Source organism: Salinispora fenicalii (assembly GCF_000514815.1).
Lineage (GTDB): Bacteria > Actinomycetota > Actinomycetes > Mycobacteriales > Micromonosporaceae > Micromonospora > Micromonospora fenicalii.
On record NZ_AZWQ01000009.1, the window covers coordinates 31,784 to 44,332 of the forward strand.

At 66.6% G+C, this 12,549-nt stretch carries 10 protein-coding genes; 3 read left to right on the forward strand and 7 right to left on the reverse strand.

Going from position 1 to position 12,549, the window contains the following annotated elements:
* Positions 1 to 223 precede the first annotated feature (223 nt).
* From B116_RS0101750 to B116_RS0101775, 6 genes are all read right to left on the reverse strand, one after another.
* Positions 224 to 1,600 (reverse strand): hypothetical protein, encoded by a 1,377-nt coding sequence (locus tag B116_RS0101750; RefSeq protein WP_027659032.1) that lies wholly within the window; start codon positions 1,598 to 1,600, stop codon positions 224 to 226.
* A gap of 271 nt (positions 1,601 to 1,871) precedes the next feature.
* Positions 1,872 to 3,227 carry a hypothetical protein gene (locus B116_RS0101755; RefSeq protein ID WP_027659033.1) on the reverse strand — a complete coding sequence of 452 codons (1,356 nt, stop codon included), beginning with the start codon at positions 3,225 to 3,227 and terminating at the stop codon, positions 1,872 to 1,874.
* Between the two features lie 265 nt (positions 3,228 to 3,492).
* Positions 3,493 to 4,839, reverse strand: a complete 1,347-nt coding sequence (locus tag B116_RS0101760; protein ID WP_027659034.1) for an autotransporter outer membrane beta-barrel domain-containing protein — start codon at positions 4,837 to 4,839, stop codon at positions 3,493 to 3,495.
* Between the two features lie 284 nt (positions 4,840 to 5,123).
* On the reverse strand, positions 5,124 to 6,545 hold the full coding sequence (locus B116_RS0101765) for a right-handed parallel beta-helix repeat-containing protein (RefSeq protein WP_027659035.1): 1,422 nt from the start codon (positions 6,543 to 6,545) through the stop codon (positions 5,124 to 5,126).
* Between the two features lie 205 nt (positions 6,546 to 6,750).
* Positions 6,751 to 7,623 (reverse strand): aldo/keto reductase, encoded by an 873-nt coding sequence (locus B116_RS0101770; protein WP_027659036.1) that lies wholly within the window; start codon positions 7,621 to 7,623, stop codon positions 6,751 to 6,753.
* A gap of 168 nt (positions 7,624 to 7,791) precedes the next feature.
* Positions 7,792 to 8,382, reverse strand: coding sequence for a helix-turn-helix domain-containing protein (locus B116_RS0101775; RefSeq protein ID WP_027659037.1), 591 nt, complete (start codon positions 8,380 to 8,382; stop codon positions 7,792 to 7,794).
* Positions 8,383 to 8,462: 80 nt separating this feature from the next.
* Here B116_RS0101775 and B116_RS0101780 point away from each other — a divergent pair, with 80 nt between their 5' ends.
* The 3 genes from B116_RS0101780 to B116_RS0101790 all read left to right on the forward strand — a co-directional run bounded on the left by B116_RS0101780 (position 8,463) and on the right by B116_RS0101790 (position 11,071).
* Positions 8,463 to 9,482: an NAD(P)/FAD-dependent oxidoreductase gene (locus B116_RS0101780; RefSeq protein ID WP_018721338.1), complete on the forward strand. Its 1,020-nt coding sequence runs from the start codon at positions 8,463 to 8,465 to the stop codon at positions 9,480 to 9,482.
* A 282-nt stretch (positions 9,483 to 9,764) separates the two neighbouring features.
* Positions 9,765 to 10,034, forward strand: coding sequence for a hypothetical protein (locus B116_RS0101785; protein WP_027659038.1), 270 nt, complete (start codon positions 9,765 to 9,767; stop codon positions 10,032 to 10,034).
* Positions 10,034 to 11,071 carry a hypothetical protein gene (locus B116_RS0101790; protein ID WP_027659039.1) on the forward strand — a complete coding sequence of 346 codons (1,038 nt, stop codon included), beginning with the start codon at positions 10,034 to 10,036 and terminating at the stop codon, positions 11,069 to 11,071. The genes B116_RS0101785 and B116_RS0101790 overlap by 1 nt, the downstream gene beginning before the upstream one ends.
* A gap of 246 nt (positions 11,072 to 11,317) precedes the next feature.
* Here the strand turns inward: B116_RS0101790 and B116_RS0101795 are convergent, their stop codons facing one another.
* Positions 11,318 to 12,463, reverse strand: coding sequence for a site-2 protease family protein (locus B116_RS0101795; RefSeq protein ID WP_027659040.1), 1,146 nt, complete (start codon positions 12,461 to 12,463; stop codon positions 11,318 to 11,320).
* Positions 12,464 to 12,549 lie beyond the last annotated feature (86 nt).

Consider the following 12,549-nt stretch of genomic DNA (forward strand, 5'->3'; position numbering starts at 1 on the left):
GTTAGCTGGCGGGTGGTTGTTCCTCGGCTACCCGGGAGGCGGTAGCGGCACCTTTAGTTGAACCCAAGGGCATGGTTTGGGGGCGTGAAGGGGAAGAAAATATCCATTAGAGGATCGTGCCGCTACTGCCGTCGGCGGCTTTGCTCTTCCTGCTTCAGCGGATTTAGGCCCCTCCTCCATCGGTCAATGGAGGAGGGGCCCGTATTCGGTGGGTGCGTGGTTGTTATCCGGCGCACCCTGGAACGTCGACGCAGTTGTTGGGTCGGTTTTTGATGACGAGGGTGCCGGTGGCGGTGTTCAGGTTCACCGTGCCGCCGCTGTTGAAGATACCTCCGCCGTCGGTCGTGGCGAGGTTCTTCACCACCCGGGTGTTGAACAGGGTGGTGACGCCGCCGCCAACGTTGTAGATGCCGCCACCCTGATCGGCCTGGTTGTCAACAATTTTGGAGTCTCGCAGCACAAGTTGGCTCGGGTTGAAGACACCACCGCCGAGGCCTGCAGCGGCGGTGTTGCCCTTGATGAGACTCTTCTCGGCGACCACGGTGGCATCGGAGTCGATGAACAACCCACCACCGAATCCCGCTGTCGAGGTGTTCTTGGTGATTTCGACCTTTCGCAGGGTAAGTTGCCCGTCAACCAGCGCTCCGCCGAACTGGGGCGCCGTGTTTCCGGTGATTTTGCTGTCGGAGATCGTTCCGACGCCCTCGGTGATCAGCAAACCTCCGGTCGAACTAAGTGCTTGGTTATCGGCGATGACACTCTTCGTCGCGCTCACCGTGGCAGCGCTGCCGACGCTTGCTATGCCGCCGGTGTCGCTGGCGGTGTTCGCCTTTACCTGTGACGTGGTGACGGTGAGGAGGCCATTGTCATTGATGATGCCGCCGCCGACGGTGCCAGCGGTGTTGCGGCTGATGGTGGAGTGGTTGATGGTCGTGGTGCCGTTGTTGGCGATGCCGCCTCCTGTGGTGGCGGTCATGTTGCGGGTGATGGTGCTGTGGTTGGTGGTGAGGGCGCCACCGGGGTTGACGAGGATGCCGCCGCCGTCGCCGGTGGTGGTGTGTCCGCCGGTGAGTTTGAGTTTGTTGAGGGTGAGGTTGCCGCCGGTGTTGACGGTGAGGATTCTGAATTCGTCTGCGGCGGCGGCGCGTTCGATGGTGGTGTGTTTGTTGCCGTTGAGGGTGATGGGGGTGGTGATGGCGGGGAGTCCGGCGCCGTCGATGTCGGCGGTGAGTAGGTAGGTGCAGTCTTTGGCGAGGTTGAGGGTGGCGCCGCCGCGGGCGTTGGCGAGGGTGATGGCGGCGATCAGGGCGTCGGCGTCACAGGGCACGGGGGTGCCCGCCGGCTTCTTCTCCTTCTTGCCCTTGCCCTTGCCCTTGCCCTTGCCCTTGTCGTTTTTGTCGCGGTGGTCCCCGGCGGAGGACCGATTGTCGGCGGTGGTGGGGTTGCGTTCGGCCGTGTTGGCGGCCGAGGCGGCGGGGGCGCCGACGGTGGTGAGGGCCAGGCCGGTTACGCCGGCGAGCCCGACTGCCCACCATCGCCATCGTGATCTTGTTGGAGTTTTACCTGGGGAACCCTGTGGGGGTTTGTGCGGACGGTTCATCGCGGCGTTGGTGTCCCTTCCTGGTCACGGATGATGAACCCGCCCAGGTGGTAGCTGGCGGGTGGTTGTTCCTCGACTACCCGGGAGGCGGTAGCAGCCTCTTCAGTTGAACCCAAGGAGATGGCTATAGGAGCGCGAAGGGGAAACAAATGCCCATTGGTATTACGCCACCACCGCTCCCGGAGGCCTTGTTCTCCCTGTTTGCACGGGTTGAGGGTCCGTCCTCCGTCGGTAAACGGAGGAGGGACGCTCACTTAGTTAGGCGTGGTGCCTATCCGACGCACTCTGGAACGTTGACGCAGTTGTTGGGTCGGTTTTTGGTGGCAACGGTGCCGGTGGCAGGGTTCAGATTTACTACGCCAATGGCATTGTTGAAGATTCCCCCGGCTTCGGTGACGGCTATGTTTTTGACCACCTGGGTGTTGAAGAGGGAGAGGGTTCCAGTAAAGTTGTTGTAGATCCCGCCCCCCTGGTTTCCGGACTGGTTTCCAATCACCCTTGTGTTGCGTAGCACCAGTAAATCGAAGTTGAAGATACCGCCACCGTTAGCGACGGCGGTGTTGTTCTTGATGGTGCTGTCCTCGACGGTCACGACTGTGTCGGGGTTCACGTTCAGGCCGCCGGCTAGCCCCATCGTTGTGCTGTTGTTGGCAATGAGGACATCTCGGAAGGTGAGTTGCCCAAGGCTTACGTTAGCGCCACCCGCCGCGCGGCCAGAATTACCGGTGATCTCGGTGTTCGAGATCGTGCCGCTTCCGTTGAACGCTTCCAGGCCGCCACCGGCGGTTACGGACTGATTGTCGCTTATTCGACTGTGGTCGACAAACAACGTTCCGTTGGTGCTCTGGATGCCGCCGCCGGAGGCGCCGCTGATGTTGGCGGTGATGTCAGACTTGGTCACGGTGAGTAGGCCGGTGTTCCAGATGCCGCCGCCGGGAATATCCGCGGTGTTCCGGCTGATGGTGGAGTGGTTGATGGTCGTGGTGCCGTTGTTGGCGATGCCGCCTCCTGCGGTGGCGGCGATGTTGCGGGTGATGGTGCTGTGGTTGGTGGTCAGGGCCCCGCCGGGGTCCACGAGAATGCCGTCGCCGTCGCCGTCGGTCTGTCCACCGGTGATCTTCAGTTTGTTGAGGGTGAGGTTGCCGCCGACGTTGATGGTGAGGATTCTGAATTCGTCTGCGGCGGCGGCGCGTTCGATGGTGGTGTGTTTGNNGCCGTTGAGGGTGATGGGGGTGGTGATGGCGGGGAGGCCGGCGCCGTCGATGTCGGCGGTGAGNAGGTAGGTGCAGTCTTTGGCGAGGTCGAGNNNNGCGCCGCCGCGGGCGTTGGCNAGGGTGATNGCGGCGATNAGGGCGTCGGCGTCACAGGGCACGGGGGTGCCCGGCGGTTTCTTCTCCTGCTTGCCTCTACCCTTGTCGCTCTTGTCGGGGTGATCCCCGCCGGAGGATCGACCGTCGGCGGTGGCGAGGTCGCGTCCGGCTGTGTTGGCGGCCGCGGCGGCCGGGGCGCCGACAGTAGTCAGGGCCAAGCCGGTCACGCTGGCGAGTCCGACGGCCCACCATCGCCGTCGTGATCTCGTTGGCGTTCTACCTGGGCGACCTGGTGGGGGTCGGTGTGGACGGTTCATCGCGGCGTTGGTGTCCTTTCCTGGTCGCGGATGATGAACCCACCCACTGGCTGGCGGGTTGTCTCTCGGCCATCCGGGAGGGCGGTAGCAGCACTTCTAGTTGAACCCGAGGAGATGGTTTTAGGGGTGCGAAGGGGAAGAAGATATCCATAAGAGCATTGTGTCGCTCTGTCTTCGATGGTTCTGGACTTTCTGTCCAGCGGGTTTAGGGCCCCTCCTCCGCCGGTGATGGAGGTGGGGCCCTACTAGGATAGGCGCATGGTTGTTATCCGGCGCACCCTGGAACGTTGACGCAGTTGTTGGGCCGGTTTTTGATGACGACGGTGCCGGTGGCGGTGTTCAGGTTCACTGTACCGCCGCTGTTTAAGATACCTCCGCCAACGGTGATAGCGAGGTTCTTCACCACCTGGGTGTTGAATAGGGTGACGTTACTGCCGGCGTTGTAGATGCCGGCTCCCTGATCGGCCTGGTTGCCGACAACCTTTGTTCGGCGCAACACGGTTTCCCCGCTGTTGAAGATTCCTCCGCCAGCGCCTGTTGTGGTGTTGTTCTTGATGATGCTGTCCTCGACGACGGCGAAGCTGTCCACTTGTCCGACGAACAACCCGCCTCCGGTGGAGCCCGACGTATTGTTCGACAGGTTGACGTGCCGCATTGTTAGCTGTGAGGTGTTCTCGATCCGGACGCCGCCGGCGCTGCTGGCGCTGCTGGTGTTTCCGGTGATTTTGGTGCCGGTTACCACACCGTTGGCACCGGACATCAACAACCCTCCAGTGATGATTGCGTGGTTGTCCGAAATGCTGCCGCCCTTGACGGTGACGGTGTTGCCGGTTTCGTAGATGCCGCCGGCGGTGATGGCGATATTTGCATCGATGTGAGATTCGTTGGACTTCAGGAGGCCGGCACTGTCAATTCCGCCGCCGGTGGTGCCGGCGGTGTTGCGGTTGATGGTGGAGTGGTTGATGGTTGTGGTGCCGTTGTTGGCGATGCCGCCTCCTGCGGTGGCGGTCATGTTGCGGGTGATGGTGCTGTGGTTGCTGGTGAGGGTGCCACCGGGGTTGACGAGGATGCCGCCGCCGTCGCCGGTGGTGGTGTGTCCGCCGGTGAGTTTGAGTTTGTTGAGGGTGAGGTCGCCGCCGACGTTGATGGTGAGGATTCTGAATTGGTCGGTGGCGGCGGCGCGTTCGATGGTGGTGTGTTTGCCGCCGTTGAGGGTGATGGGGGTGGTGATGGCGGGCAGGCCGCTGCCGTCGATGTCGGCGGTGAGCAGGTAGGTGCAGTCTTTGGCGAGGTCGAGGGTGGCGCCGCCGCGGGCGTTGGCGAGGGTGATGGCGGCGATGAGGGCGTCGGCGTCACAGGGCACGGGGGTGCCCGGCGGTTTCTCCTGCTTGCCTCTACCCTTGTCGCTCTTGTCGCGGTGCTCTCCGGCGGAGGACCGATCGTCGGTGGTGGGGTTGCGTTCGGCCACCTCAGCGGCCGAGGCTGCGGGGGGCCCGACGGTGGTGAGGGCTAGGCCGGCGACGCTGGCGAGCCCGACGGCCCACCATCGCCGTCGTGATGTCGTTGGAGTTTTACCTGGGGTGCCCGGTGGGGGCCGGTGTGGACGGTTCATCGCGGCGTTGGTGTCCTTTCCTGGTCACGGATGATGAACCCACCCAGGTGGTAGCTGACGGGCGGTTGTTCCTCGACTACCCGGGAGGCGGTATAGCAGCCCCTTTAGTTGACCCCGAGGAGTTGGCTTTAGAGGTGCGAAGGGGAAGAATGTATCCATAAGAGTATTGCTTACTGCAGGCCTATTTTCCTGGTTGCAGGGTTGAAGGGTTCCCTCCTCGGCCGGTAGGCGGAGGAGGGAACCCTTCGTTGAGGCCCGATATCCAGGTGGAAAGTGCGCGGTTGCTATCCGACGCACTCCGGAACGTCAACGCAGTTGTCGGGTCGGTTCTTGATGACGACGGTACCGGTGGCGAGGTTCAGGTTCACTACGCCAGGGACGGCGTTGAAGATGCCTCCACCTTCGGTGACGGCGATATTCTTGATCACCTGGGTGTTGAAGAGGGTGAGGACGCCGGCAATGCTGTTGACGATTCCGCCTCCCTGGTTTCCGGACTGGTTACCGACTACCTTTGTGTTCCGCAGGACCAGCGAATCGAAGTTGAAGATACCTCCGCCATTAGCAGCGGCGGTGTTGTTCTTGATGATGCTGTCCTCGACAACCGCAGTCGTGCTGGGGTTCACATTCATCCCGCCGCCCAGCCCGGTTGTTGCGGTGTTGTTGGCGATGAGGACCTTTCGGAGCGTGAGCTGTCCAGTGCTTGCGGTGACTCCGCCCACCGCAAGCGCAGTATTGTCGGTGATCTTAGTGTTTGTGACGACGCCGGTACCGCCGAATAACTCCATTCCGCCGGCGCTGGTCTGGCTCTGATTTGCGGTGATCCGGCTGTGGTCGACCAACAGCGTTCCGTTGGTGCTCTGGATGCCGCCGCCGGAGGCGCCGCTGATGTTGGCGGTGACCTCGGACTTGGTCACCGTGAGTAGGCCGGTGTTCCAGATGCCGCCGCCGGTGGTGCCGGCGGTGTTGTGGCTGACGGTGGAGTGCTTGACAGTTGTGGTGCCGTTATTACCGATGCCGCCTCCTGCGGTGGCGGCGATGTTGCGGGTGATGGTGCTGTGGTTGGTGGTGAGAGCCCCGCCGGGGTCCACGAGAATGCCGCCGCCGTCGCCGTCGGTCTGTCCACCGGTGATCTTCAGTTTGTTGACGGTGAGGTCGCCGCCGACGTTGACGGTGAGGATGCGGAACTCGTCGACGGCGGCGGCGCGTTCGATGGTGGTGTGTTTGCCGCCGTTGAGGGTGATGGGGGTGGTGATGGCGGGCAGGCCGGCGCCGTCGATGTCGGCGGTGAGCAGGTAGGTGCAGTCTTTGGCGAGGTCGAGCACAGCGCCGCCGCGGGCGTTGGCCAGGGTGATCGCGGCGATCAGGGCGTCGGCGTCACAGGGCACGGGGGTGCCCTGCGGCTTCTTCTCCTTCTTGCCCTTGCCTTTGCCCTTGCCGTTGTCTTTGTTCTGGTCGTCGTGTTTGCCCTGGTCGCCGCCGCGGTTGTCGCGGTCGTTGCCGGGCCGGTGGGGTTTGTCGGTGCGGTTGTCGGTGGTGAAGGCGCGTCCGATGGCGTCGGCGGCCGGGGTGGCGGCGACGCCGACGGCGGTGAGGGCGAGGCCGGTCACGCCGGCGAGTCCGACGGCCCACCAGCGCCGCGGTGACCTCGCCCGGTGTCCGCCGGGGCGGTCCGGTTNGGGTTCGTGGGTGTGGTCCTGCTGGTTCATCGCGGTGTCGGTGTCCTTCCCCCGTGCGTGGCGAGGAGGCACCAGCCCCGGGGGCAGACCGGGGTGGTGTCGTCCTCGGCTACCGGGTAGGCGGTAGCAGCCACCCGCACGCTAAACCGACACAAGCCCCACGAGAATGCGAACACGAAAAATTTGCCCAAATCGGGCAAAAGTGCCTTGAGGTGTACCTAGAGGGATGATTAGGTCAGCTGGCTCGAGTCAGGGTCTCGAACCAGTCGTCAGTAAGCTCCACCTCAGCGCTGGCGAGGTTCTCCTCCAGGTGCGCCATCGAAGAGGTGCCCGGAATCGGCAGCATGACCGGCGAGCGACGCAGCAACCACGCCAGGGCGAGCTGCGCGGGCGTCGCGCCGTACTCGGCACTGATCGTTTCCAGCGGGCCGCCGGGGCGGGCGAGGTCACCGGTTGCCATCGGGTACCAGGGGATGAACCCGAGATCGTTGCGCTCGCAGTACTCCAGCACCGGCTCGGCGTCCCGAGTGCTGACGTTGTAGAGGTTCTGCACGGTGGCGATCGGGGTGATCTGTCGAGCTGTCTCGATCTGCTCGACGGTCACCTCGGAGAGGCCGATGTGCCGGATCTTGCCCTCCTGCTGGAACTGGATCAACACGCCAAGCTGATCCTCGAAGGGCACCTCCGGGTCGATGCGGTGTAGCTGGTGTAGCGGGATGCAATCCAGGCCGAGGTAGCGAAGGCTCATCTCGCACTGCTGACGCAGGTACTTCGGGAGCCCGAGCGACTGCCAGTCCTCCGGACCGCCCCGGACCAGCCCTGCCTTGCTCGCGATGACCAGATCATCGGCGTACGGGTGCAGCGCCTCTTTGATCAGCATCTCGCAGACGAACGGCCCGTACGAGTCGGCGGTGTCGATGAACGTAACCCCGAGCTCGACGGCGCGTCGGAGCACCCGGACCGCCTCCGCCGGGTCTTCCGGCATGCCCCAGACCCCCGGGCCGGCGAGCTGCATGGACCCGTACCCGAGTCGGTTGACCGGGAGGTCGCCCCCGATGCGGTAGGTACCGGAGGCCTTGGCCGGCTGGTTGCTGGCGTGCGGTGACATGCAGGCGTCCCTCGTCGGTCGGCGGGCCAACGGCAGATCTACCTGGTGGTTCTACCCCCGCTGCTGGAGGTCATGCGCGCAGCACCAGCGCCGTCGATCACTGGTGTCGTCGGGCTGTCGGCACGGTCGGCGCGAGGGTCGACCCGGGCTCGGGCGGGGCCGGTTGCCTCACTCCGAAGATGGTCGGGCCTTGGGCCGGGCGCGGAGGTGGGCTCGCTCTCCCTGCTGGCCGAAGAGGCTGAGGATCTCGACCGGCTGGTCCTCGGCGACGCCGAACCAGTGCGGGACTCGCGTGTCGAACTCGGCCGCCTCGCCGGGCATCAGTACGAGATCGTGCTCGCCGAGCAGGAGTCGTAGCCGCCCGTTGAGGACGTAGAGCCACTCGTATCCGTCGTGGGTCTTGGGTTCTGGCTTCCGCTTGCTGATCGGGATGATCAGTTTGAAGGCCTGGATGCCGCCGACTCGTCGGGTCAGCGGCAGCACGGTCATGCCGTGGCGGATGATCGGGCGCAGGTGGATGCGGGGGTCGCCGGTGGGCGGCGCCCCGACGAGTTCGTCGAGGGTGACGCCGTGGGCGCGGGCGAGGGGGAGGAGCAGCTCGAGGGTCGGCCGGCGAGTGCCCGACTCGAGCCGGGAGAGGGTGCTCACCGAAATGCCGGTCTCCGCCGAGAGGTCGGTCAGGGTGGTTGCGCGCTGGCGGCGCAGGGCGCGCAGTCGGGGGCCGACCGCGTCGAGAGCCTGGTTCAGGTCACCGTCCATGGCCAGGAGTTTGCCACATCAGCAACAGAGTTTGCGGCCACTGCGGGCTGGGGGCACCGTGGCGGCGGGAGGTGGTCAGAATGACCGATCAGCTGAAAGAGAGCTACGACGTGGTGGTGGCCGGTGGCGGTGCCGCTGGCCTGAACGGGGCGGTGATGCTCGCCCGGTCGCGCCGATCGGTGGTGGTTCTCGACTCGGGCGCCCCACGCAACGCCCCGGCCGAGGGGGTGCACGGGCTGCTGGGCCGCGAGGACATGCCGCCGGCCGAGCTCCTTCGGCGCGGCCGGGCCGAGGTGCGCGGCTACGGCGGCGACGTCGTGACCGCCGAGGTCGCGACCGCGGCTCGGGACGGTGCCGGCTTCGTCGTGACCGTGGCCGACGGCCGGTCGGTACGGGCCCGCCGCCTGCTGGTCACCACGGGACTGGTTGACCTGCTACCGAGCATTCCCGGGCTACGTGAACGCTGGGGCCGAGACGTTCTCCACTGCCCGTACTGCCACGGCTGGGAGGTGCGGGATCAGGCCATCGGTGTGCTCGCCACCGGTCCGAGATCGGTGCACCAGGCCCTGGTCTTCCGCCAGCTCAGCGCCGACGTCAGCTACTTCACCCATATGTCCGCCGGACCCGACGAGGAGCAGGCGGAGCAGCTGCAAGCCCGGGGTGTACGGGTGGTCACCGGTACGGTGGCGGCCCTGGAGACCGCCGCCGACCGACTCGTCGGGGTACGGCTGGTGGACGGCACGGTTGTACCCCGGACGGCCCTGGCGGTTGGGCCGCGGATGGTGGCGCGGGCCGGGTTTCTGGCCGGGCTCGGGCTGCGGGCGGTCGAGCACCCGAGCGGGCTCGGCGAGCACATCCCGGCCGATCCGACCGGACGCACCGAGGTGGAGGGGGTCTGGGCGGCGGGCAACGTCACCGACCTGATGGCCCAGGTAGGGGCCGCCGCGGCCGGCGGTGCTGTCGCCGGAGCCGCGATCAACGCTGACCTGATCGCTGCGGAGACCCAACGGGCGGTCGCCGCCCTGCGGCACCCGTTCTCGGGCCGGTCCGAGGCGCGGGTCGCCGAGCTGGTGGCGGGCGAAGGCCGGCACGGATTGTGAACGGGCAACGGGGCGTCGCGGGGCGGCCGAGAAGAGGGGCAATCAGGCGCGCGACAGCCGGCTGATCGGCTAACGGACAGGACGCCGGGCGTCACGCCGACGCACTGTTATAGCAGGTGAGAGGCGTGGATGGCGGGCCACATCCCGACCCTCGGGCCTGGCGGAGCCAGCAGTGTTTCGGTCGGCACCGCCCCACCGCCCCACCGAGCCCGGCGCGAGCGTCGTCGCTGACGCGATCCGTGCCGTCGGCCCGCCCCACCCACGTTTGGAAGGAGCCGACCAATGGCTACTCCCACCGTGACCGTTGCCCTGAACGCGGCGGTCTACGCTCCCGGTGACGAGATGAGACTGACCGTCACCTACAGCGACACCGATACCTGCCCGGCGACCGTCACCGTCGTGCTCACCGACGTGCGGGGCCACAGTAGCGCGCCCGTACAGATGACCGCGGTCATCGACCCGCTCACCCTCACCGTCGTCGATGACTCCGGCCGCGCCTGGACGAAGCTGTCGGACAACGGCGCGGTGGCCGACTACCGGGCGGTGGCGTGATGCCCCGGGTCACCGTCACGGTGCGCGACTCCGGCGGGCGCACCGCTACCACCACCGCCGACTACCAGGTTGGTTCGCCCGTCCTGGGCGGCTACTACCTCTCCGGCAACGGAAATCCGATAGCGGACCTGGCGGGCGGGAACATCCGGTCACTGACCCAGTACCGCAGCTTCGCCGACGGCTACCTCTTCCCGGGCTGGAACAAGCCCTGGTTGACGGAGCTCGGTGCGGCCGGGATGAAGATCAATATGGTGCTGGAGCTGAAGCACTACGGCGCCTCGCACGCCAGAGGGCAGACGTTTCGGGTCAACGGCCGGACGTACACGGTCCCGGCTCCGGCGATGACCATCCAGCAGCGGCCCGGGACGACCTGGCCCCGGGCATACGGGTACGGCCAGGTGCTCTCCGGGCAGTGCGACGGGCTGTTCGCGCGAGCGCTGGCGCAGTATCAGGAGATGGGCGTTGGGGTAAACCTCCAACTCGCCTCGGAGCTGGACACCGACCACGAGTTCGGCACCACGGAGGCGGGGAGGGCGTACTCCTGGGCGGAGTCCGACGCCCGTGCGGTGGCGGCGTTGACGTACATCGTCACCTGGTTCAAGGCCCGGAGCCTGCCCGCCGGCACCACCTTCTCGGTGGGGGCGGGCGGCTTTGACCGGGCCTGCTATCAGCGGACCCATCCGGAGGCGCTGATGGCGAAGCTCGACTTCCTGCAGTGGAATGTCTACGCCACCAGCGCCACCCACACCGCGCTGGCCCGGTTTCGCCGTACCAAGGACTGGGCGGTCGCCGATCTGGGCCCGATCGCCCTCTCCCGCCCGGTCCTGATCGCGGAGTGGGGGGTCCGGTCGGCTGAGCTTCCCGACCAGGCGGCGTGGATCGGGACCGTGCCGGCCGCCGTCGCCGCGCTCAACGCGGAGCAGGGGCCACGGATCGTGCAGACGAACTACTTCAACTCCGGGTGGGGTCGGCTGGTGCCGAAGGACGCCGGTCTGGCCGCGCTCAAGCTGGCCTACACCACCCGACCGTACGTCTGAGGGGCCCGGTGTGCGCCGCCGGTGGCCTGGTGTTGTGGCCGGCGCTGATCACCCGCCCGGTACGCCGCGGCCTGGTCAGCGTTAGTGGCCCGGTGCGCGGTGGCGGCCCGGGGTGCGGCACCGGGGTCGGCGCTGGCGGCGGTGCCGGGGTGGGCTGGGGGCCCGGTGTGGTCGGTGGCGCCGGAACCTGGTGGCTGCTGCTCATCGACCAGGAGTTCCCAGCCCAGTGGCCGGTAACCGCACCCGTTAAGAACCTGGTTGCCCGGCCAACTGCTCCCGCATGCTGCCGCGCTGCGCCGCCCGGCTGATGTCGCTGGGCGACACGATCCCGACCAGCCGCCCGTCATCCACCACGAGTGCCCGTCTGTCGGCGCAGTCGGTGAGCCGGGGGAGGAGCTCGTTGAGCGATTCATCCGGGGTGGCGAGGACCAGTTCGTCGGTGCGGCAGGCGATCTCGGCGAGGGTGGTGGTGGACCGGCGATCTGCCGATACCCGGCGGACTCGGTCGAGGGTGACCAGCCCGACCGGTCGGTCGTCGGCGACCAGCGGAAGCGCTGAGTACCGGTACGCGAAGAGGTAGTGCTCGATGAAGTCGGCAACGGTCATGTCGCCGGCGGCGGTCTGTGGCTCTGGTGTCATCACGTCGGCGATCCGGATACCGCTCAGGGCGCTGCCCATCCGGGCCTGCCGCTCCTCCATCGTGGCGGCGCCGATCAGGAACCAGCCGATCAGGATCAGCCACAGGCCGGCGAACCCGCCGCCGGCGAAGAACTGCCAGAACCCCAGGCCGATCAGGAGCGCCCCGAGGACCCAGCCGGCCCGGGCGGCCACCACCGACGCCTTGGTCCGGTCCCCGGTGGCCTTCCACACCGCCGCCCGCAGCAGCCGCCCGCCGTCCAGTGGGGCGGCGGGCAGCACGTTGAAGACGGCTAGCAGTACGTTGATGCCGGCGAGCCAGGCCAGCGCGCCGAGCCACAGCCCGTCGTACCCGGTCATCGCCACTCCCGCCGCGATGGCGCCGAAGAAGACGCCGATCAGCAGGCTCACCAGCGGCCCGATTCCGGCGATGCGCAGCTCTGCGCCCGGGTTCGGCGCCTCACCCTTCAGCTCGGCGACTCCGCCGAAGAGCCAGAGCGTGATGCCGCCGACCTCGAGTCCGTTGCGCTTGGCGACGATCGCGTGCGAGACCTCGTGGGCGAGCAGGCCGAGGAAGAAGACCACGGCGGCGGCGAGGCCGGCGATCAGGTACGCGATCCCTGGCTGGTCCGGGTAGGTGCGGGGGAACTGGTTGGCGGAGAGCGCCCAGGCGATCACCAGGAAGATGACCAGGACACTCCAGTTGACCCCGACTGGTACGCCCACGATCCGGCCGAGCCGGAAGCTTGCCCTCATCGTCCGGTCATACCCCTGGACCCTGCCCCCATGCCAGGGGAGAAAGGCCACTGGTCGTCGCGAGATCGTACGAGGAGGGTTGGGTC